20 protein-coding genes are annotated in these 19,653 nt (G+C 61.6%); 8 read left to right on the top strand and 12 right to left on the bottom strand.

The window, feature by feature from the left end:
- Nucleotides 1–2: 2 nt before the first annotated feature.
- Nucleotides 3–1,070, bottom strand: coding sequence for a flagellar motor protein MotA (locus tag QM694_RS07645; protein ID WP_415006350.1), 1,068 nt, complete (start codon nucleotides 1,068–1,070; stop codon nucleotides 3–5).
- Between the two features lie 167 nt (nucleotides 1,071–1,237).
- On the opposite strand from QM694_RS07645, the gene QM694_RS07650 reads away from it, so the two are divergent.
- Nucleotides 1,238–1,561 (top strand): type II toxin-antitoxin system HigB family toxin, encoded by a 324-nt coding sequence (locus QM694_RS07650; RefSeq protein WP_415006351.1) that lies wholly within the window; start codon nucleotides 1,238–1,240, stop codon nucleotides 1,559–1,561.
- Entirely contained in the window at nucleotides 1,551–1,928 is a 378-nt protein-coding gene (locus QM694_RS07655; RefSeq protein ID WP_415006352.1) for a helix-turn-helix domain-containing protein, read from the top strand. The genes QM694_RS07650 and QM694_RS07655 overlap by 11 nt, the downstream gene beginning before the upstream one ends.
- Nucleotides 1,929–1,933: 5 nt before the next feature.
- On the opposite strand, the gene QM694_RS07660 is transcribed toward QM694_RS07655, so the two are convergent.
- The 4 genes from QM694_RS07660 to QM694_RS07675 all read right to left on the bottom strand — a co-directional run bounded on the left by QM694_RS07660 (nucleotide 1,934) and on the right by QM694_RS07675 (nucleotide 5,253).
- Complete coding sequence (locus QM694_RS07660; RefSeq protein WP_415006353.1) at nucleotides 1,934–3,328, bottom strand: NAD(P)(+) transhydrogenase (Re/Si-specific) subunit beta; 1,395 nt, start codon at nucleotides 3,326–3,328, stop codon at nucleotides 1,934–1,936.
- Between the two features lie 4 nt (nucleotides 3,329–3,332).
- The gene (locus QM694_RS07665) at nucleotides 3,333–3,731 is read right to left on the bottom strand and encodes a proton-translocating transhydrogenase family protein (RefSeq protein ID WP_415008588.1); all 399 of its coding nucleotides are present in this window, start codon (nucleotides 3,729–3,731) and stop codon (nucleotides 3,333–3,335) included.
- A 103-nt stretch (nucleotides 3,732–3,834) separates the two neighbouring features.
- Nucleotides 3,835–4,950, bottom strand: a complete 1,116-nt coding sequence (locus QM694_RS07670; protein ID WP_415006354.1) for a Re/Si-specific NAD(P)(+) transhydrogenase subunit alpha — start codon at nucleotides 4,948–4,950, stop codon at nucleotides 3,835–3,837.
- Between the two features lie 12 nt (nucleotides 4,951–4,962).
- Nucleotides 4,963–5,253: an aa3-type cytochrome c oxidase subunit IV gene (locus tag QM694_RS07675; protein ID WP_415006355.1), complete on the bottom strand. Its 291-nt coding sequence runs from the start codon at nucleotides 5,251–5,253 to the stop codon at nucleotides 4,963–4,965.
- Between the two features lie 162 nt (nucleotides 5,254–5,415).
- Between QM694_RS07675 and QM694_RS07680 the strand changes: the two genes are divergently transcribed.
- Nucleotides 5,416–8,574, top strand: a complete 3,159-nt coding sequence (locus QM694_RS07680; protein ID WP_415006356.1) for a CHAT domain-containing protein — start codon at nucleotides 5,416–5,418, stop codon at nucleotides 8,572–8,574.
- Here QM694_RS07680 and QM694_RS07685 read toward each other — a convergent pair.
- The 6 genes from QM694_RS07685 to QM694_RS07710 all read right to left on the bottom strand — a co-directional run bounded on the left by QM694_RS07685 (nucleotide 8,549) and on the right by QM694_RS07710 (nucleotide 12,124).
- Nucleotides 8,549–9,088 carry a GNAT family N-acetyltransferase gene (locus QM694_RS07685; protein WP_415006357.1) on the bottom strand — a complete coding sequence of 180 codons (540 nt, stop codon included), beginning with the start codon at nucleotides 9,086–9,088 and terminating at the stop codon, nucleotides 8,549–8,551. The two genes, QM694_RS07680 and QM694_RS07685, sit on opposite strands and share 26 nt — an antisense overlap.
- Complete coding sequence (locus tag QM694_RS07690; RefSeq protein WP_415006358.1) at nucleotides 9,085–10,857, bottom strand: M3 family oligoendopeptidase; 1,773 nt, start codon at nucleotides 10,855–10,857, stop codon at nucleotides 9,085–9,087. The genes QM694_RS07685 and QM694_RS07690 overlap by 4 nt, the downstream gene beginning before the upstream one ends.
- Before the next feature lie 85 nt (nucleotides 10,858–10,942).
- Entirely contained in the window at nucleotides 10,943–11,224 is a 282-nt protein-coding gene (locus QM694_RS07695) for a type II toxin-antitoxin system RelE family toxin (protein WP_415006359.1), read from the bottom strand.
- Entirely contained in the window at nucleotides 11,214–11,462 is a 249-nt protein-coding gene (locus QM694_RS07700; RefSeq protein WP_415006360.1) for a type II toxin-antitoxin system Phd/YefM family antitoxin, read from the bottom strand. The genes QM694_RS07695 and QM694_RS07700 overlap by 11 nt, the downstream gene beginning before the upstream one ends.
- A 66-nt stretch (nucleotides 11,463–11,528) precedes the next feature.
- Nucleotides 11,529–11,936 carry a type II toxin-antitoxin system HicB family antitoxin gene (locus QM694_RS07705; RefSeq protein ID WP_415006361.1) on the bottom strand — a complete coding sequence of 136 codons (408 nt, stop codon included), beginning with the start codon at nucleotides 11,934–11,936 and terminating at the stop codon, nucleotides 11,529–11,531.
- Nucleotides 11,937–11,956: 20 nt separating this feature from the next.
- Complete coding sequence (locus QM694_RS07710) at nucleotides 11,957–12,124, bottom strand: type II toxin-antitoxin system HicA family toxin (RefSeq protein ID WP_415006362.1); 168 nt, start codon at nucleotides 12,122–12,124, stop codon at nucleotides 11,957–11,959.
- A gap of 215 nt (nucleotides 12,125–12,339) precedes the next feature.
- On the opposite strand from QM694_RS07710, the gene QM694_RS07715 reads away from it, so the two are divergent.
- The 5 genes from QM694_RS07715 (at nucleotide 12,340) to QM694_RS07735 (ending at nucleotide 19,256) form a co-directional block, all read left to right on the top strand.
- Nucleotides 12,340–13,845 (top strand): sigma-54-dependent transcriptional regulator, encoded by a 1,506-nt coding sequence (locus QM694_RS07715; RefSeq protein WP_415006363.1) that lies wholly within the window; start codon nucleotides 12,340–12,342, stop codon nucleotides 13,843–13,845.
- 100 nt (nucleotides 13,846–13,945) lie between these two features.
- A complete protein-coding gene (locus QM694_RS07720) occupies nucleotides 13,946–15,814 on the top strand; it encodes a L,D-transpeptidase family protein (RefSeq protein ID WP_415006364.1) in 1,869 nt (622 codons plus the stop codon).
- A 254-nt stretch (nucleotides 15,815–16,068) separates the two neighbouring features.
- Entirely contained in the window at nucleotides 16,069–17,004 is a 936-nt protein-coding gene (locus QM694_RS07725) for a DUF882 domain-containing protein (protein WP_415006365.1), read from the top strand.
- A complete protein-coding gene (locus QM694_RS07730; RefSeq protein WP_415006366.1) occupies nucleotides 16,904–17,515 on the top strand; it encodes a hypothetical protein in 612 nt (203 codons plus the stop codon). Before QM694_RS07725 ends, QM694_RS07730 begins: the two co-directional genes overlap by 101 nt.
- 223 nt (nucleotides 17,516–17,738) lie before the next feature.
- The gene (locus QM694_RS07735; protein WP_415006367.1) at nucleotides 17,739–19,256 is read left to right on the top strand and encodes a hypothetical protein; all 1,518 of its coding nucleotides are present in this window, start codon (nucleotides 17,739–17,741) and stop codon (nucleotides 19,254–19,256) included.
- Between the two features lie 116 nt (nucleotides 19,257–19,372).
- Here QM694_RS07735 and QM694_RS07740 read toward each other — a convergent pair whose 3' ends face one another.
- The gene (locus tag QM694_RS07740; protein WP_415006368.1) at nucleotides 19,373–19,642 is read right to left on the bottom strand and encodes a DUF2312 domain-containing protein; all 270 of its coding nucleotides are present in this window, start codon (nucleotides 19,640–19,642) and stop codon (nucleotides 19,373–19,375) included.
- Nucleotides 19,643–19,653 lie beyond the last annotated feature (11 nt).

The raw sequence follows: 19,653 nt of genomic DNA on the forward strand, positions 1-19,653 counted from the left end.
TCCTATTCCTCATCCGCCCGCGCGCGCGCCGGCCCTCGCGATGGCGTGGTGCTGCCAGAGCCGCGCAGGAGAAGGCGCTGGATTTCGTTCTGCTGCACCTGCTGCGATTGCGCCCACTGGCGCATCACCTTCTGCTCATCGCGCATCTGGCTGACGAGGCTGCCCACCGCATCGGCCAGCTGCTCGATCGATTCCGCATTGGCATTGTTGGGCGCGGCCGCTGCGCCACGGGCGGGCAGGCCCTTGCCTTGCTCGATGGCCTGGGTGAGACGCTCAACACTCCGCTGCAAGGCCTGCATTTCCAGCCTCACGAATTGCGGTGCGGGCGGCGCACTGGCCGCAACGCCATCCGCACCTGCAATGTCGGTGATGGTGGAGAGCCAGTCTTCAAGATCGTTGTAAAAGCGGTTCTGCGCGGCAGAGGCGCGAAGATCGAGAAACCCCAGGATCAGCGAGCCCGCGAGGCCGAACATCGAGGACGAGAAGGAAAGCCCCATGCCGGCCAGCGGGCCTTTCAGCCCCTCTTTCAGGCTCTCGAACACGGTCGAGGATTGCGCCGAACCCACATCCAGCGCGTTGATGGCGTCACCGATCGAACTCACCGTAGTGAGCAGGCCCCAGAAAGTGCCGAGCAAGCCTAAGAAGATCAGCAACCCGACGAGATAGCGCGACAGGTCGCGCGCCTCATCAAGGCGGGAGGCGAGTGAATCGAGCAGCGAGCGCATCGAGACGGGCGACAGCGTGGTGCTCTGCCGGTTGCGCAGCATGGACGCCATGGGAGCGAGGAGGCGCGGCGGCTTCACCATGTCGGCGGCGGCTTCGGATTCGCGGAAACGGTTCACCCAGCGGATTTCCGGGAACAGCCGCCACACCATACGGTAGGACTGCAGCATGCCGATGACCAGCGCCACGACGATCACCGAATTGAGGCCCACATTGGCCATGAAGGCTTTCTGCAGCCCCGGCAGCAGCACCGCCGCCAGCACGGCCACCGCCAGGGTGAACACCATCATGTGAACGAGATAAACGCGCGGCGGTTCAAGCGCGGGTGACGTGCTGCTGTCGGCCATAGGGTCCTGTCGCTCCGGGACGTGAGGCTGTGTGGCGTGAAATCTAGACGAATGAAAGGCCGGAATCGAGAGGATCGGTGGCGGGGGTTGGCTTGTAGATTTTCAAAGACGACCTCTACGCGCTCAAAACTATTGCTCCCAAAACGGGAGCGTGTTATTATGCTTTGATGCGGATCATTGCCCGACGAACATTGCGCGAATTCGTTGGACAGCACCAAGGCCGGAAAGACCATTCCGCATTGAAGGCCGCGCTTGATGCGTGGTTTTCAGAAGTCTCGCACTCAAGCTGGCGCAGCATGGCTGATGTAAAACGCCTTTATGCGACCGCCAGCATCGTGTCATCCGATCGCATCGTATTCAACATCAAGGGAAATGATTTCAGGCTCATCACTTCCGTCGACATCGAAAAGCAAATCGTGTGGATCAAATGGATTGGAACACACAAGGACTACGACCGCATCAATGCCAGGAGCATCGAACATGAAAGATGATGTGAAACCGATCCGCAGCGAGGCTGATTACGAGAAGGCCATGGCGGAAATCGAAACGCTTTGGGGAAGCGCCTCAGGTACGGTTGAAGGAGACCGTCTCGACGTGCTGGCGACGCTTGTTGATGCGTGGGAAGCGGCACAGTATCCGATGGACCCTCCTGATCCGGTCGAAGCCATCAAATTCCGCATGGAGCAGCAGGGGCTGACACGCAAGGATCTGGAAGGGATCATCGGCACGCGCGCCAGGATCGCTGAAGTGCTTGACCGCAAGCGTGCGCTTTCAATCGCGATGATCCGCCGCCTGCATGCGCAACTCGGCATTCCCGCCGAAATCCTGATCCGGCCCTCGGTAAAGCGCGCTGCCTAATCCCACTACCCCAGCGCCTTGTTGATTTCTTCCGTCATTTTCTTGGCGTCGCCGAACAGCATCATCGTGTTGTCGCGCCAGAACAGCGGGTTGTCGACGCCGGCGTAGCCCGACGACATGCCGCGCTTGATGAACATCACCGTCTTGGCCTTCCACACCTCGAGCACCGGCATGCCGTAGATCGGCGATTTGGGATCGTCTTTGGCGGAGGGGTTGGTCACGTCATTGGCGCCGATCACGAAAGCGACATCGGTCTGGCCGAATTCCGAGTTGATGTCCTCGAGCTCGAACACCTCGTCATAGGGCACGTTCGCTTCGGCAAGCAGCACGTTCATGTGGCCGGGCATGCGGCCCGCCACCGGGTGGATGGCATATTTGACCGAGACGCCCTCTTTCTTGAGATGATCAGCCATTTCGCGGAGCGCGTGCTGGGCCTGCGCCACCGCCATGCCATAGCCCGGCACGATGATGACCGACCCGGCGTTCTTCATGATGAAGGCCGCATCCTCGGCCGAGCCCTGTTTTACAGGCTTGGCCTCGCCTTTTGCCGCTGGCCCCGCGGACTCGCCGCCGAAGCCGCCGAGGATCACCGAGATGAAACTGCGGTTCATGCCCTTGCACATGATGTAGGAGAGGATGGCGCCCGACGAGCCCACCAGCGCGCCGGTGATGATGAGCGCCATATTGTGAAGCGTGAAGCCGATGCCCGCCGCGGCCCAGCCCGAATAGGAGTTGAGCATCGACACGACGACCGGCATATCAGCGCCGCCGATGGGGATGATGAGCAAAAATCCGAGCGCCAGGCTGATGGCGATGATCAGCCAGAAATCGATGGGGCTCTGGCTGTCGAAGAAGCCATAGATGAAGAAGACGAGCGCCAGCGCCAGGGCGATGTTGATGATGTGCCGTCCGGGAAGCATGATCGGCGCGCCCGACATGCGGCCATCAAGCTTCAGGAAGGCAATGATCGAGCCGGTGAAGGTGATGGCGCCGATGGCCGCGCCCAGCGACATTTCAATGCGGCTCTGCGAATGGATGAGGCCGCTGGTGGCGATGCCGAAGGCATCCGGCGCATAGAAGGCGGCGGCTGCCACGAACACGGCGGCAAGGCCGACGAGCGAATGGAAGGCGGCGACGAGCTGCGGCATGGCCGTCATGGCGATGTTCTTCGCCGCATAGGCGCCGATGCCGCCGCCGATGGCGATGCCCACGATGATCAGCACAAGGACGAGCGGCGACAGCGGCATGAGGGCCAGCGTCGTCAGGACGGCGATCGTCATGCCGGTCATGCCGTAGAGATTGCCCTGCCGCGATGTGGCGGGCGAAGAGAGGCCGCGCAGCGCCATGATGAACAAAGCGCCGGCGACGAGATAGAGAAGGGCCGCGAGATTGACGCTCATCGCCTCACTTGTCCTTCTTCTTGTACATCGCCAGCATGCGGCTGGTGACCATGAAGCCGCCGAAGATATTGACGCTCGCCAGGATCACCGCGAGGAAGCCGAAGATCATGGCGGTGATCGACCCCGCCGTTTCCATCACCCCCGCCCCCACCGCCAGCAGCGCGCCGACGATGATGACGGACGAAATCGCATTGGTGACCGACATCAGCGGCGTGTGCAGCGCGGGCGTGACATTCCACACCACATAATAGCCCACGAACACCGCCAGCACGAAAATGCCGAACAGCAGGACAAAGGGATCGACCGTTTCCATCACAGAGCTCCGTGAATGTCCTCGCCCCTCGGCAGAGGGGAGAGGACAGGGGCCCAAGCGCAGCTTGGGAAAGGTGAGGGGCACCCGGATATTGCCTGAGACAGGGTCCGGGTGCCCCTCATCTCCCCCATCGCTTCGCGATGGGGCCCCTTCTTCTCCCCGCTGGCGCGGGGCGAAGACAATGAACCAAGCATCACTTCGCCCCCTGGAACATCGGATGCACCAGCGCGCCGTCGCGGGCGACCAGCGTGCCCTTGATGACGTCATCGTCGAAATCGATCTTCAGGCTGCCGTCCTTTTGCACCATGAGGTCGAGGAAATTGGCAAGGTTTTTCGCGAACAGCGGCGAGGTATTGCCGGCGAGCTTGCCCGCAAGGTTCAGCGTGCCGATGATCGTGACGCCCTTGTGCATGACGATTTCATCGGGCTTCGACAGCGGGCAGTTGCCGCCGCGCTCCACCGCGAGATCGACGATGACCGAGCCGGGTTTCATGGTCTCGACCATCTCTTTGGTGATGAGGACCGGCGCGGGCCTGCCGGGAATGAGCGCGGTGGTGATCACCACATCCTGCCCCTTCACATGCTCGGCGACCAATGCCGCCTGCTTGGCCTTGTCTTCCGCCGACAGTTCCTTGGCATAGCCGCCCGAGGTTGCGGCATCGGCCACATCGGCGAACACGAATTTCGCGCCGAGGCTTTTCACCTGTTCTTCGGTGGCCTTGCGCACATCGGTGGCCGAGACGATGGCGCCCAGACGCCTGGCGGTGGCGATGGCCTGAAGGCCAGCGACGCCCACGCCCATCACGAACACTTTGGCGGGGGGCACCGTGCCCGCCGCCGTCATCATCATCGGGAAGGCACGGCTGAACTGGGCGGCGGCATCGATCACCGCCTTGTAGCCCGCCAGATTGGCCTGCGAGGAGAGAATGTCCATCGACTGCGCGCGGGTGATGCGCGGCATCAGTTCCATGGCGAAGGCGGTGACGCCCTGTTTCGCCAGCGCCTCAAGCCCCGGCCTGTCGCCATAGGGATCAAGACCCGCCGCCAGAACCGCGCCCGATTTCATCTGCTTGATCTGTGCGACGGACGGGCGCCTGACGCCCAGAATGATGTCGGCGTCTTTCAGGACTGCCTTGCCGACCTTGGCGCCCGCGGCCGAGAAGGCATCATCGGAAATGAAGGCCCCGGCTCCGGCCCCTGCCTCGACGGCGACCTCAAGCCCCTTCTTCACATAGCCCTTGACCGTATCGGGGCTGGCCGCAACGCGCGACTCCCCCGGCTGGCTTTCCGTGGGGATCGCGAGTTTCATGGAATGAACCTGCTAGGAAACGTTGATGGCCGTGATGAGCCCGAAGAGGACGAGAAGCGCCACCGAGGCGTAAAACTTGCCGCTGGCTTTGGCTTCGACCACGAGAGCCGCGGCGCCGACGATCAGGCCGGCGAAGCCCAGGAACACCGCCCACGCATGGCCGAAGGCGAAGGAACAGAGCGCCACGAGGACGAAGCCGCACATGATGGCAACGGAAATCGAGCCCTTGATGAAGCCCTCATAGGTGGCTTCATGCGACTGGATATCGCCCGAATATGAACCTGAACCGCCGTGATCGGCCATGAAGCGCCTCTTCCCAAACCCCGTGAGTCAGGAGCCGTTTTAGCCAAGCCCGGAGCCGCCCGCAAGAAGCCCCCGGATGCGCGGCGATCCGTCACGGCGGAGCCAAAACTCTGCCATACTGGCCGCTTCAACTGGGCTTCCGGCAAGACGGGACGGCATTCCATGAAGTTCGGTTCAAGACTTTCGGTCTGGGCTTTGCTGGCTTTTCTCGCCCTCTTTGCCCCGGCTTTCGCGCAGGAGCCTCTGACTGAAGAACAGTTGATCGCCCGCGCCAATGCCGGGGACGGCAATGCCGCCTATGTGCTGGGCGAGGTCTACAACGAGGGAAAGCTCCGCCCTTATGATCCTGCGAAGGCGCTGGCCTTCTACCAGCGGGCGCTGACGCTGGGCGTGATCCGCGCTGCCTACAAGGTGGCGCTGATCGAAGCCGATACCGACCCGCAGGCGGCCTATGACCTTCTGAAGCAATCCCGCCCGGCTTTCGAGGTTGCAACGCAGGGCGATGGCGTGGCGATGGGCAATTATCTGATGCTCTATGCGCGGGCGGCGCGGGGCGTCGAGAAATACAGGGAAGCGCTGGCGCTGGATCAGGAAAGCCTCGATCATGCGGACCAGTATTTCGATCCGCGCTCGGCCACGGTGGCTTTCGTCAAATCCAACATGGCGATCACCCTCATGCGGCTGGACCGGGCGGATGAGGCGGCGCGGCAATTGCTGGACGCGCTGGCGATTTTCAAACGCGTGCATGGCGGCAATGATCCGCGCGTTCTCAATATCTACAACAATCTCGGCATGGCCTATGAGGAGATGTCGCGCTTCGGGGACGCGGCGGATGCCTATCGCAAGGCGCTGGCGCTGGCCCGGCGCAGCCACAGGGACAGCGAGACGGAGGTGGCGCTCCAGAAGGCCAATCTCGCCTCGGTACTTGATCGTGCGGGCCATTCGGACGAAGCCGAAAAACTCTACCGCGAGGCGGTGGCGGCGATTGGCGCTTCCGAGGGAACCGGGTCCGAGCTTTACGCCCACAATCTGGGCGACATGGGAACCGTGCTCGTCTCGACGGGGAAATATGCCGAGGCACTGGCGGCCGAACGCACCGCCCTGGCCATTCTCGAAAAACAGAAAACGCCCAATGGCAGCTACATCGCAGGCGCGCATTATGCCATCGGCAATATCCTGAACGGGCTGGAGAAGAGCGCCGAGGCGATCCCCGAATATGAGCAGGCGATTGCCGGCTTCAGTGCGATCTATGGCGCGGATTCACTGACCGTTGCCACGGTGCGCGCCGACATGGCGGGCGCCAAGGCGCTGGTGCAGGGGCGCGAGCGTGAGGCGATTGAGGATTTCAACGCGGCGCTGCCGGTGATGGAACAGGGGCTGGGGCAAAATTCCGACCGCGTGGCGATCCTCCTCAACAACCTCGCCTTCGCCTATGGGATTTTGAAAGACTATGACAACGCGCTCGCCGCGCAGCAGAAGTCGCTCAAGATTTCGGCGGCGGTCTATGGCCCGGCCAGCATTCAGGTGGCAAGCGGCTATGTGAACAGCGCGTCCTCGATGGTCAAGCAGGGCCGCACCGATGCGGCGCTGGTCTTGCTGGCACGCGCGCTGCCGGTTTACGCCACCAGTGGCCAGGGCAATGACGACACCATCCGCAAGCTCTATTTCAACATGGCGGAGCTTTTGAACAAGACGGCCAAGCCCCATGCGGCGGTGCTGTTCGCAAAACTCGCCATCAACGCGCATGAGGATTTGCGCAGCCGCAATGCCGCGCTCTCCTCCGACCTCGGCAAATCCCTCGCGGTGAGCCTGGCGCCAGCTTACGATCTTCTCGTCGACCAGCAGATCGCCGATGGCGCCTTCTCACAATCCCAATATGTCGGCACGCTGATCAAGAGCAGCGAGATTGCAGCAGCGGCGGGCGGCAGCGGCCCCGCCGTTCCATTGACCAAAATCGAACAGAAATTACTGAGCGATATCAATACGTCTGTGCAGCCAGTTCGCAAACTGGCTGAAGCGCTGCGCCAGCAGTTCGCCGCCGTGAAGGGCGAAGGCCAGGTGCTGCCAGCCGATGCCACCGCAGCCTATGACGGCGCAGCGGAAAAACTGGCCGCGACGCTCGCTCAACTGTTCACGGAGGCGGAAGCCGATCACGGCAAATGGCAGGCGGAACTTGTAACGCAAAACCAGCAGCAGGCGGCCCAGATGCAGAAGCAGCTTGCTGTATTGGGCCCGCGCGTGGCGCTCTATCAGGCGATTGCTACCGACGACACGCTGCATCTCTTCATCAGCGCCGCAGGCCGCGAGACCGTGCATCGGGAAGTGAAGATCGCCCGCGCCGATCTGGCGCGCAAGGTGTTCGACGCCACCAATGCCGTGGAGCAGCGCTCCCCTGACGCCGATCAGAAGCTGACTGATCTCTACGCCACGCTGATCACGCCTGTGGCTGCTGATCTGAAACAGGCAACACCGGGCGTGGTGATGCTCGATCTCTCGGGTTTCCTGCGCTACGTGCCCTATGCCGCGCTGCGCCATGATGGCCGTTATCTCATTGAGGACTATGCGCTGGCGCTTTATACGCCCGCCGCGAAAACCAGATTTGTGAACCCCGGTTCTGAACCGCCCACCGCCGCAGGCTTCGGTGTGACAGAGGCACATGGCGATTTTCCCGCACTCCCCGGCGTGGGGCATGAACTGTCGGCGATCTTCGCCAGCGGCGGTGGCACGCTGGAGGGTACGTCCGAAACCGATCAGGCCTTCACCGAGCAATCCCTGCGCGATGCGCTGAAGGCGCATCCGCGTTACGTGCACATCGCCAGCCATTTCAAATTCGTGCCGGGGCGCGAAAACAATTCCTTCCTGCTGCTGGGCAATGGCGACGGGCTTTCGATGACGGCGCTGCGCAAGGACAAGGGCCTGCAATTCCGCGGCGTCGACCTGCTCACGCTTTCGGCTTGCGAAACGGCGCGGGGCGGTGGGGCGGAAGGCGAGGAGGTCGAAAGCTTCGGCGCGCTGGCGCAGGCGAACGGCGCCTCCGCCGTGATGGCGACGCTGTGGCAGATCGCCGATGAATCAACTGCGAAACTGATGAGCGATTTTTACGAAGGCCGGGTGCGCGAGGGATTGGACAAGGCCACCGCCCTGCAGCGCGCGCAGATTGCCATGCTGCGGGGCGTTCCGGCCATTCAGGTGGCAACGGCGCGTGGCGAACGCGGCGTGACGGCAATCGATGAGGCGTCCACCGAGCCCGCCCTGCCGCAGGTGACGGCGAGGCATCCCTATTACTGGGCGGCCTTCATTTTGATGGGGAACTGGATGTGAGCGCTTCGAGATCATCGAACAGGAAGATGGCATCTGACAGCGCGTGCCCGTCCCAATTGAAGGTCCCGGTCCTGATGATCCTGCCGCCCATGCGGGTGTAGAAGGCCATGGCGCGGGCATTCTCCGACAAGACGCCAAGGCCCAGCGATGTGCCGCCCTGCCCCAGCCACCAGCCTGCCGCCTTGCCCATCAGCGCGCGGCCCAGACCCAGCCGGTAATGGCTTTTGAGAATGTAGAGAACACCAATCTGTCCATCCGCCAGCGGCACGGCGGGATCGCGGTTCGGCCCCGCCATGATAAAGCCAACAGGAATGTCATCATCGTAAGCCGCCAATACAAAGACGGCGCTATCGGCAAGCCGCTGCAACCACATGGATGTTCGTTCAGACACATTCGCTTTCTCGAGCGCATCTTCAGGCACGATGCCCCGATAGGCCTCGCGCCAGCAGGCGATATGCAGCCGCGCCATCTCCTCCGCCTCCGCGAATTGCGGCGTGCGGAAGAGGATCGTCACATCGCCTCCAACTCGTCGATCATGCCGGAGATCACCGACAGGCCCTTGTCCCAGAATTTGGGATCGCTGGCGTCGAGGCCGAAGGGCTGCAGCAGCTCCTTGTGATGCTTGGTGCCGCCGGCTTTGAGCATGGTGAAATATTTATCCTGGAAGCCCTTCTCGCTCTCGCGGTAGCGCGCATAGAGCGAGTTCACCAGGCAATCGCCGAAGGCATAGGCATAGACATAGAAGGGCGAGTGGATGAAATGCGGAATATACATCCAGTAGGTTTCATAGCCTTCGCCCAGCGTGATGCCGTCGCCCAGGCTTTCATGCTGCACATCCATCCAGATGGCATTGATCTGGTCGGGCGTGAGTTCGCCCTCTTTCCGCGCCGCATGCACCTTGCGCTCGAAGGTGTAGAAGGCGATCTGCCGCACCACGGTGTTGATCATATCCTCCACCTTGGAGGCGAGCAGCGCCTTGCGCTTTTTGGGATCGGTCGTCTCTTTCAGCAGCGCCTGGAAGGTGAGCATTTCGCCGAACACGCTGGCCGTCTCGGCAAGCGTCAGGGGCGTTGAGGCCATGAGCGCGCCCTGCTTGGCCGCCAGCACCTGATGCACGCCGTGGCCCAGCTCATGGGCCAGCGTCATCACATCGCGCGTCTTGCCGAGATAGTTGAGCAGCACATAAGGATGCGCCGAGGGAACGGTGGGATGCGCGAAGGCGCCGGGCGCCTTGCCGGGCCGCGACGGCGCATCGATCCACCGCTGGTCAAAGAAGGTCCTGGCGATTGAGGCCATCTCCGGCGCGAAATCGCCATAGGCCTTGAGCACGATCTTCTCGGCATCGCTCCACGGGACTTCGCGCGTGTCTTCATTGGGGAGCGGCGCATTGCGGTCGTAATGCTCCAGCTTTTCGAGGCCGAGCCATTTTGCTTTCATTTTATAATAGCGATGCGAAAGCTTAGGGTAAGCGGCGCGCGCCGCTTCAACGAGAGCGCCCACCACTTCCGGCTCGACGCGGTTGGAGAGATGGCGCGCGTCGGCAATGTCCTTGAAGCCGTGCCAGCGGTCGGAAATCTCCTTGTCCTTGGCGAGCGTGTTGGTGATGAGGGCGAAGAGCTTGCTGTTTTCGCCGAAGGTTTTTGACAGCGCCTCCGCTGCCGCCTTGCGCCTGGCGCGGTCCGGGTCCTGCATGAGGTTCAGCGTCGGCTCAAGCGTGAGCTGCTCGCCGTTCACACTGAAGCGCAAGCCCGCCATGGTTTCATCGAAGAGGCGGTTGAAGGCGGCGGCCCCGGTCTGCGATTTTTCGAGGAACAGTTCTTCGATCCTGTCGTCAAGCTGATAGGGCTTCTCCATGCGCAGATTGTCGATCCACGGCCTGTAGTGGGCGAGCGCCGGGACCTTCATTTTTTCCGCCAGCGCGGCATCGTCGATGCGGTTCAGCTCAAGCTCGAAGAACAGCAGCAGCGTGGAAATTTCGGTGAGCTTGGCGGAAGCATCGCCATAGAACTTGCCGCGCTTGGGATCGGTGGTGTCGCCGACATAATAAAGCTGCGCATAGGAGCCGGCGCGGCCCAGCAGATCGGACATCGCCTCATAGGCCTTGAGCGCATCCGCCAGTTCGGCGCCGGAAAGCCCTGAGAGCTTGCCCTTATATTTTTCCGCGAAGGTCTTTGCCTCGGCCTCGCCTTTCGCCATGTCAGCGGCGAATTTCGGATCCTCGGGCGAGGCATAGAGATCGGCGAGATTCCATTCGGGCAGGTTTTTCAGCGCGGCAGCGGTCATATCGGGTCCTTTGCAATGATGGCTTCATATGGCGGATCGCCCGCGCAGCGGCAATGGCAGGGAGGCCTTCCTGACAAAGCTGTCATCAGCGGCGCGCGGCAGCTTTGTAGACTTCATTCCGCTCGCGCTTGCCGACCGCGACGACGAGCACCAGCAACTGCCGGTCTCTCACCTCATAGACCAGCCTGTAGCCAGCGTTGCGCAACTTGATCTTGTAGCGCTCCTTTGCGCCATGAAGGCGCGCGGCGGGAATTTTGGGATTTAGCAGCCTCTCAGCGAGCTTTACCTTGAACTGCTCGCGCGTGACGGAATTGAGCTTGCGCCACTCTTTCAGCGCTTCGTCGAGAAAGGCGAGTTCATAGCTCATCCAGCTTCACTTTATGGATGGCCTGCCCTTCCCGCCCATCGGCGATGGCATTGAGCTCCAAATCTTCCAGCCGCTCCAGCATCGCCTCATAGGCCTTGGCCGGGACGCAATAGAATGCCGGCTCATTGTGGTTGAGGATGGCGACCGGAAACCCCTCCCCCGCCGCGATGGTGCGCATCGGGTTTTTCTTCAGTTCGGTAATGCTAGCGCTGACCGATGCGTGGATTTGGTGTGCCATGAATAGCCCTCGAATGAGGGCTAGAAATAGCTCTATTGTTTGGTCTTTACAAGACTTGTAACACCCTCAATGCGCCAGCCGCTCCCGAAGCGCCTGCGCGACATAACCGGAGCGGGTTTCGCCCGAGATTTCCGCCGCCCTGTCAACGCGGCGAAGCAGGCCGCTGTCGATGGTGATGTTGATGCGTTCGGCCTTCTCTGGAAGGACAGCCGGAATGACAGCAACCAGTGGATCGGCAGCCCAGTCTTCGGCAAGCTCCGCGTCGGCTTTAAGAGCTTCGAGCGCGCGCGGTTCAGGCACGGCCAGATTTTCGGCCATCAATCCCTCAATGTGAACCGCAAGATTGTCCTCGGCGCGGGCAAGCGCTTCCTCCACCGTATCGCCGCTTGTTCCCGCTCCCGGAAAATCCGGGAAAATCACCGAGAAACCGGTGTCGTCACGCTCGACGAGAACCAGATAGCGCATTACGGCCATGACTGTTTTCCTTGTATCGGTTACCATTTCCACCCGGCGATTTTGTAAATGCGCCTGAGAATGCCAAACCCGATCTCCCGGCGGCCTGTGTCGATGGTAATGAGCTCCCGCACACCCGGTTTGGTATAGTTCACATGATCGCCCTTGCCGCCGCGAACTGTCCATCCGTCAGCCTCGAGACGCTTCATGACCTCCCGGGCTGTCTCGGTTTTCCGTGTGGCGTTCAAAGCGCAATTCCTTTGATGTGTATAATATACACATCGCCAACAACTCATGCAATGCCTGTCTCCAAACCCGCCATCCGGTTAAGCCCCCCTTTACCCTTGCCTGCGAGACTGCCGGGCAACACCAGACCGGGCCTCATGCCCGGGTTTTTCGAAATTCTGAGAGTTGTCAGTCCAGCATGGCTTCCCGCGTTCTCATTGTCGAAGACGATCCGGCGCAGCGCCGCATTCTTGAAGAACTGGTCAAACGCTTCGGCTTCGATCCCGTGGCCGTGGATGGCGGCCAGCGGGCGCTGGATACGCTGAAGGCGGCCTCCGGCGGCACCATCGAACTGGTGATTCTCGACCTCAACATGCCCGGCATGGACGGGCTTGAATTCCTCGAACGCATGCAGGGCGTGCGTGGCGATCTGCCGGTCATCGTGCAAACGGCTCAGGGCTCGATTGAAACCGTCATCAAGGCCATGCGCGCCGGGGCCGATGATTTCGTAGTGAAGCCGGTTTCGCCGGAGCGCCTGAAAGTATCGATTCAGAACCTTCTGAAAGTGAACGCCCTCACCGAGGAGGTGAAGCGGCTGAACAAGAAGGTGGGCGGCGCGCTGACGTTTGGCGACCTGATCGCCTCATCCCCCGCCATGGCCAATGTGATGCGCCTTGGCCGCCGCGGCGCGCAGTCGAACATCCCGATCCTGATCGAAGGCGAATTGGGCGTGGGCAAGGAAATGATCGCCCGCGCCATCCAGGGCGAGAGCGAGCGGGTGGGCAAGCCCTTCGTGGCGGTGAACTGCGGGGCGATCCCCGAGAACCTTGTCGAGTCGATTCTGTTCGGCCACGAGAAGGGCGCCTTTACCGGCGCCACCGGCAAGCACATTGGCAAGTTCCAGGAGGCCGATGGCGGCACGCTGTTCCTCGATGAGGTGGCGGAACTGCCGCTCGACATCCAGGTGAAGCTGCTGCGCGCCATCCAGGAAGGCGAAGTGGACCCGGTGGGAGCGCGGAAGCCCGTGAAAGTGAACATCCGCCTCGTCTCGGCCACCAACCGCAACATGATCGAGATGGTGAAGGCGGGGCAGTTCCGCGAGGACCTCTATTACCGCCTGAACGTGTTTCCGATCATGGTGCCGCCCCTGCGCGACCGCAAGGAGGACATTCCGGCACTCGTCGATCATTTCATAACCCGCTTCGCGGCGGAAGAAGGCCGCAAGGTGCGCGGCATCGACCCCAATGCGCTGAACCTGCTGCGCGCCTACGGCTGGCCGGGCAATGTGCGCCAGCTTGAGAACACCGTGTTCCGCGCCATCGTGCTGTGTGAGGGTGATACGCTGGAAATTCAGGATTTCCCGCAGATCGCCTCGCTGGTCGAAGGCTATGAGGTGAAGATTCCGGCGGCCCCCGCGCTGCCGCCCAAGCCCGCGCTGCCGCAGGGCCAGGCGGCGATATCGGGCTATTCGCCAATGCCGCGGTCCACCGGAGCAGCGGTGAGCGATGGCATGGCGCTGGGCATTCCCGTGGTGACCGACGGCGGGCATATCCGCAAGCTCGAGGAAGTGGAAGCCGACATGATCCGCCTGGCGTTGAACCGCTATCGCGGCCAGATGTCGGAAGTGGCGCGCAAGCTGGGCATCGGCCGCTCGACGCTCTATCGCAAGATGAAGGATTTGGGGCTGGACGAGGCAATCGGGTAACACCCCCGTGAATTTGCCCGGTCTTTCGCCAACCCGCAGTTGAATTGCCACAATCGCCCCTTTAGACTCTGCGCCGGGCGTGGCGGAAGATTGGTGGATGATGAAAACGTTTGTTATGCGTATCAGCGTGGCCGCGCTGGCTCTGGGACTTGCAGCAGGCATCGCCGCCGCTGATGATTTCGCCACGGTGAAGAAGAAAAAGCTCGGGTTTTTCGAGAGCCTCTTTTCCTCAAACGGCGACAGGCCGCGCCGCCCCACCCTGTTTGGCCGCAAGGAGCCCGACAGCACCGTCCGCATCATCTATGGAACCGGCCAGCCGGATCAGGGAAAGAAACCCAGCAAATCGCTGATGGCCAGCGGCGGCGCCGATTTGGGCGACGGCGACCAGGGCTATGGCATGGGCAATCTCACCTATGTGCCGGACAAGCTGGTGAGCCTGGGCGGCGGCAAGCTGACCGGTGACCGCCCCGCCGATCCGGCTGCGGCGGCTGTTTATGACGCGCTCTCCAATGCCGACCTCGATCTGCGCGTGAGGCCGGAGGTGAAGCAGGCGATCATCGCCGCCTATCAGGCGCAAGGCTTCAAGCCGCTGTGGACGGACAAGGACGCGCTGACGCCGCGCGCCGAAGCCATGCTCAAGCTGTTGCAGGCAGCAGACGAGGACGGCCTGAAGCCCGCAGCCTATGTGCCCGAAGCGGGGCTTGATCCCGCCGTGCGGGATCTGGCGCTGACCGCAGGTGCGGTGAACTATGCGCATGATATTTCAGGCGGACAGTTCGATCCGCGCCGCCTGTCGAAATATTACGACATCACGCCTGAGTGGGTGAAACCCGAGACGGCGCTGAAGGTGCTGGCCTATTCCCCCTACCCCGACGCCTATCTGAAAAGCCTTGAGCCGAAGCATCCCGCCTATGCCGTTTTGAAAAAAGCGCTGGCCGACGTGCGCAAGGAAATGGCGGGAAAAACCTTCGCGCCCATTGCCACTGGCCCCCGCGTGAAGCCGGGCGCAACCGATGACCGCCTGCCCGCCGTGCGTGACCGGCTGGAAGAACTGGGAAGCCCGGTGGCCGAGGCGGCTGACGAATATGTGCTCGACGCCGATTTATCGAAAGCCCTCAAGGCCTTCCAGAAGACGTCCAAGCTGAAGGCCACGGGCGGCCTCGACGATGCAACCGTCAAGGCGCTGAACAGCCACAGCGGCCAGCGCGACCTCGACCGGCTGGTGATCAACCTCGAGCGCATCCGCTGGCTGCCGAAGGACATGGGCAGCCGCAACGTGTTCGTGAACCAGGCAGCCTTTGAAGTGACGGTGCGCGACCAGGGCAAGCAAATCTGGCAGAGCCGGGTGATCGTCGGCAAGCCGATGACCCAGACGGTGGTGTTCAACAACGATATCCAGCTCGTGGTGTTCAACCCCTCCTGGGGCATTCCGCAGTCGATCATCACCAACGAATACCTGCCGAAGCTGCGCCGCGACCCCTCCTATCTCGACCGCATCGGCTTCAAGGTGACCAATGCCAAGGGCCAGCAGATCGCCTCGAGCGACGTGAACTGGGCCGCCTACAGCAGCCGTCAGCCGCTCAACGTGCAGCAGCCGCCGGGGGCCAAGAATTCACTGGGCGAACTCAAGTTCCTGTTCCCCAATTCGCACAACATCTACATGCACGACACGCCCAACCGGGAACTGTTTGACGCCGATTCCAGGGCCTTCAGCCACGGCTGCGTGCGCGTGCAGAACCCGCGCGACTTCGCCAGCGTGCTTCTGGGCTGGAACCGCGAGAAGGTGGATGCCAACACCGACAGCCGCGAGAGCCACACCGTCAAGCTGCCGAAGAAGGTGCCGATCTACATTACCTACTTCACGGCGTGGCCCGACGATTCTGGTGCGGTGCACTATTATGGCGACATCTATGGCCGCGACGACACCATGCTGAAGGCCCTGAACGCCACAACCGTGGCACAGCGTTAACGCCGGTTAAGATGAAATTTCCCAGCAATTGATCTGGGTTAAGGCGCCGTTAAACATAATCCTTCACTCTGGCGTCACGTGAGCAATGCCTCACGGACGCCATATTCTTGTTCGAAACCCGCAATTGGTGTAACCGGGGCCCGAGGGGCTGCCAGGTTCCCATGGCGGGGAAGCCAGAGGGGATCGGGGTAACACCGCCGGTTGTGTGTGGGGTAATGAGTTTGGTCTGCAGGGAAGCCGAACAGTCGTCATTGATGTCGCGTTTCAGGAAAGCACTCGCTACAACAGCGATCGCTGGTGCCATTGTCGCCGGTACCTTCCTGATTCCCGTGTCCACAGCCATGTCGGGCGGCGAAACCCGGACAATTTCGCTCTATCATGTGCACACGGGTGAAAGCCTGACCGTCACCTACATGGTGAACGGGCGCTATGTTCCCTCCGCCATGAAGAAGATCAACTATCTGCTGCGCGACTGGCGCCGCAACGAAGTGATCACCATCGATCCCAAGACCATCGACCTCGTGTGGGAACTGCACGCCGACCTTGGTTCCAAGGCTCCCGTGCATATCGTCTGCGGCTACCGCTCCGCCCGCACCAATTCCTTCCTGAAGTCGATCGGCCGCAATGTGGCGAAGCAGAGCCAGCATATTCTCGGCAAGGCCATCGACATCTATTTCCCCGACGTTCCAACGATCAAGATGCGCAACAGCGCCCTCGTCCGCCAGGTGGGCGGCGTGGGTTATTATCGCAGCGCCGGCGGCCCGACGGGCTTCCTGCATGTCGACTCCGGTCACGTGCGCCATTGGGGCCCGGGCATCAGCGCGCGCGAAATGGCGCAGATCTTCCGCGACTATCGCAAGACGGTGGGCGCCCGCCTGAACCACGGCGACCAGATCATGGTGGCCGATTTAAGCTCCAACTCGCCCTCCCAGCAGGACAAGCAGATCGCCGCCAAGGCCAAGAAAGCGCCAGTGGATGATGGCGATGATTCCGCTGATGATGAGAATGCGAACGGCGCCGCCATGGCCAGCCTGAGCGCCGAAGCCAGCAAGACGCCGCCCAAGCCGCGCGCCAAGGAACAGCCCGCTGATGCCGCCATCGCCGACGCCGATTTCGGGCAAGCTGGCGGCCCTGAGCGACCAGGTGGCCGATGCGGCCCCGGTTGTTCCGAAGCCCCGCCCCAAGCCTGATTCCGTGCTGATGGCCGCCGCCGTCGCCGCTGCCTATGACATGAAGATTGAGCCGGCCTCGGCGCTGCCTCCCGTCATCATCAAGCAGAACGCGCCGCTCAAGAACGCCGCTGTGGTCGTGGCATCGGCTGATGACGAGCAGCCGCCCGTCTCAAACCTCTCCGGCAAGGGCAGCCTGACCGACGATATTTTTGGCGGCAAGAAGGCGCCCGCGCCCAAGACCATCACCACGGCTTCGGCCAGCGGCAGCGACCTGTTCTGGTGGCCGCAGCAGGCCACCAAGCCTGCGGGCAAGAATACGGCGGCGCAGGGCCTCGCGGGCATCCTGCCGGGCGGCAACGCCGAAGCGGCGGACGTCTCCACCATGCCGAAACTGGCAGTGGCCACCATTTCCGCCTCCGGCAAGGGCGACCTGCAGGTCGTCGACCGCACCGGCAAGGGCAGCCTCCCCGCCGATGCCACCGTGCCGATCTTCCGCCGCCAGACGGTGGGAACGCTCGAGAGCAATTAAGGCAGCTTTGAAAACAGCAAACGCGCTTTTCCCCGGAGAAGCGCGTTTAGCCGACTATTGACGATTTGTAATAATTGAATTCTAACTGCAGCCGCCTTCTTCGCGGGAAGGCAAAAACTCTGCAACCCATTGCTGCGCCAAGCCTGGCTTCAAGGCTTGCGGCCTTCCCGCTTTGCCCAGAACCCTGCGGCCAGCATCCAATTCAGCAACTTGAGGATTTCTCATGGCAAACGTGACTGTCAGCAATTTTGCGCCCGACTGGCTCTATTGGGGTCATATCCAGGGTTCCGATTTCGGAGACCCGAGCCTGATCACAACGCGAACCGCGACAGCGTTCCGGTTTACGATGACCACCAGCGGGGATTTCGCAAACTGGACTTTCAATGTTACCGGAACCGGCTTCACCTATCTCACCAACGGCTCGGTGCTTGAACCGACAGCAGGCAACATCACCTCCATCATCATCAAGGATGCCGCGGGCCACGCGGTTCTGACCATCAACGGCTTTGCCGCCGGCGACCGGCCAGATCTGACGGAACTCTATTTCAATCTCTTCAATACCAGCAGCAGCGCCACGCCGGATTTGAGCAGCATGTTCACCTGGCTGCTGCATGGCAACGACACCATCAACGGGTCCGCCAATTCCGACGACCTTGTTGCAGGGCGCAATCCCGGCAATGACACCATCAACGGCAATGGCGGCGACGATTATATCAAGGGTGATGCGGGCAATGACACGCTGAATGGCGGCGCCGACTTTGACACGCTGAGCTATACAGAGAGCTTTTACGACCCTTACGCCTACAAGGGCATCAACCTGGATGTGGCGGCCGGCACCGTTCAGGATTGCTGGGGCGGCACCGATACGATCAGCGGGTTCGAAGCCTATGAAGGCTCGCGCTTTGCCGACGTGATGACAGGCAGCGATGCGGCGCGCGAAAGATTTTACGGCCTGCGCGGCGCAGACACCATCAACGGCGGCGGCGGCGGCAAGGAAATCGCCGCCTATGACCGGGATGCGGAGTATGGCGGCATCAGAGGCATCATCGCCAACCTGCCGGCCGGGACGATCCGCGACGGTTTCGGCCAGACCGATCACGTCTCCAACATCCAGCGCGTCATCGGCACCATGTATAACGACAAGTTCACCGGCGACGCCGCAAACAACCAGTTCATGGGCCTTGATGGCGTCGACAGTTTCAACGGCGGCGGCGGCAACGATGTGCTGAACTTTTCCGCCAATGACGGGCACGGCGGCCTGAATGGCGTGAATGTCAATCTCAACAAGGCCAGCGCGCAGATCATCGACGATGGCTATGGCAACACCGAAACGGCAACCAATTTTGAAAGCGTGCAAGGCACGATGTTTGCGGATACCATCCGGCTTTCCGGCGTGGGCGGCTATGTGTGGGCGGGCCTCGGCGCCGACACGCTGAGCGGCGGCGCAGGCGTGGATACGTTCGAGTGGGATTTGATCAACGAATTCGGCGACACCGTGACCAACTTCAAGTCAGGCACCGACATTCTGGATTTTGAAGGGCTGGAGGGCCAGGACGGCGTGGTGCGATTCGAGAACAACAATCACTCGACGCTGGGAGGCCCCGCCTTCTATTTCAACGCCGCCGATCACAAGCTCTATTACGATCAGGACGGCAGCGGCAGCGCCTTCTCCGGGATCGCCGTGGCCACCTTCACCGGCGTGAACTCCATGGCAGCGGGAGATTTCAATATTCTGGTGTGATGCGAATTGAACGCAAGAGGGCCGGACAGAATTTCCGGCCCTCAATTTTTTACCCCACTCCCAATGTTCAAAGCGGGATTCCCGCCGTCGCGGGAATGACGGAAGTAAAAAGGATGTTACGCCGCGTCCCGCTCCGCCGGGATCATCCCCAAGGCTTCCATGTAGAGATCGAGCATCGATTGTTCTTCCTCGCGTTCGTTGGCTTCCTTCTTGCGGAGCGAAATCACCTTGCGGAGGATCTTGGTGTCGAAGCCGTTGGCCTTGGCCTCGGCATAGACTTCCTTGATGTCGCCCGCGATAGTCTTCTTTTCCTCCTCGAGCCGCTCGATGCGCTCGACGAGGGAGCGAAGCTGGCCCTGCGCGAAAGTGGTCTTGGTGTCCGCCATGATGATCGTCC

Source organism: Aestuariivirga sp. (genome assembly GCF_047602625.1).
Lineage (GTDB): Bacteria > Pseudomonadota > Alphaproteobacteria > Rhizobiales > Aestuariivirgaceae > Aestuariivirga.

What these genes read in the sequence shown, in the direction of transcription:
- QM694_RS07645 (WP_415006350.1), bottom strand. Translation starts at nt 1,070, where the DNA reads ATGGCCGACAGCAGCACGTCACCCGCGCTTGAACCGCCGCGCGTTTAT.
- QM694_RS07705 (WP_415006361.1), bottom strand. Translation starts at nt 11,936, where the DNA reads ATGGCCGTAATGCGCTATCTGGTTCTCGTCGAGCGTGACGACACCGGT.
- QM694_RS07695 (WP_415006359.1), bottom strand. Translation starts at nt 11,224, where the DNA reads ATGAGCTATGAACTCGCCTTTCTCGACGAAGCGCTGAAAGAGTGGCGC.
- QM694_RS07725 (WP_415006365.1), top strand. Translation starts at nt 16,069, where the DNA reads ATGTCGCGTTTCAGGAAAGCACTCGCTACAACAGCGATCGCTGGTGCC.
- QM694_RS07650 (WP_415006351.1), top strand. Translation starts at nt 1,238, where the DNA reads ATGCGGATCATTGCCCGACGAACATTGCGCGAATTCGTTGGACAGCAC.
- QM694_RS07720 (WP_415006364.1), top strand. Translation starts at nt 13,946, where the DNA reads ATGAAAACGTTTGTTATGCGTATCAGCGTGGCCGCGCTGGCTCTGGGA.
- QM694_RS07700 (WP_415006360.1), bottom strand. Translation starts at nt 11,462, where the DNA reads ATGGCACACCAAATCCACGCATCGGTCAGCGCTAGCATTACCGAACTG.
- QM694_RS07740 (WP_415006368.1), bottom strand. Translation starts at nt 19,642, where the DNA reads ATGGCGGACACCAAGACCACTTTCGCGCAGGGCCAGCTTCGCTCCCTC.
- QM694_RS07715 (WP_415006363.1), top strand. Translation starts at nt 12,340, where the DNA reads ATGGCTTCCCGCGTTCTCATTGTCGAAGACGATCCGGCGCAGCGCCGC.
- QM694_RS07655 (WP_415006352.1), top strand. Translation starts at nt 1,551, where the DNA reads ATGAAAGATGATGTGAAACCGATCCGCAGCGAGGCTGATTACGAGAAG.
- QM694_RS07690 (WP_415006358.1), bottom strand. Translation starts at nt 10,857, where the DNA reads ATGACCGCTGCCGCGCTGAAAAACCTGCCCGAATGGAATCTCGCCGAT.
- QM694_RS07670 (WP_415006354.1), bottom strand. Translation starts at nt 4,950, where the DNA reads ATGAAACTCGCGATCCCCACGGAAAGCCAGCCGGGGGAGTCGCGCGTT.
- QM694_RS07675 (WP_415006355.1), bottom strand. Translation starts at nt 5,253, where the DNA reads ATGGCCGATCACGGCGGTTCAGGTTCATATTCGGGCGATATCCAGTCG.
- QM694_RS07730 (WP_415006366.1), top strand. Translation starts at nt 16,904, where the DNA reads ATGCCGCCATCGCCGACGCCGATTTCGGGCAAGCTGGCGGCCCTGAGC.
- QM694_RS07680 (WP_415006356.1), top strand. Translation starts at nt 5,416, where the DNA reads ATGAAGTTCGGTTCAAGACTTTCGGTCTGGGCTTTGCTGGCTTTTCTC.
- QM694_RS07660 (WP_415006353.1), bottom strand. Translation starts at nt 3,328, where the DNA reads ATGAGCGTCAATCTCGCGGCCCTTCTCTATCTCGTCGCCGGCGCTTTG.
- QM694_RS07710 (WP_415006362.1), bottom strand. Translation starts at nt 12,124, where the DNA reads ATGAAGCGTCTCGAGGCTGACGGATGGACAGTTCGCGGCGGCAAGGGC.
- QM694_RS07735 (WP_415006367.1), top strand. Translation starts at nt 17,739, where the DNA reads ATGGCAAACGTGACTGTCAGCAATTTTGCGCCCGACTGGCTCTATTGG.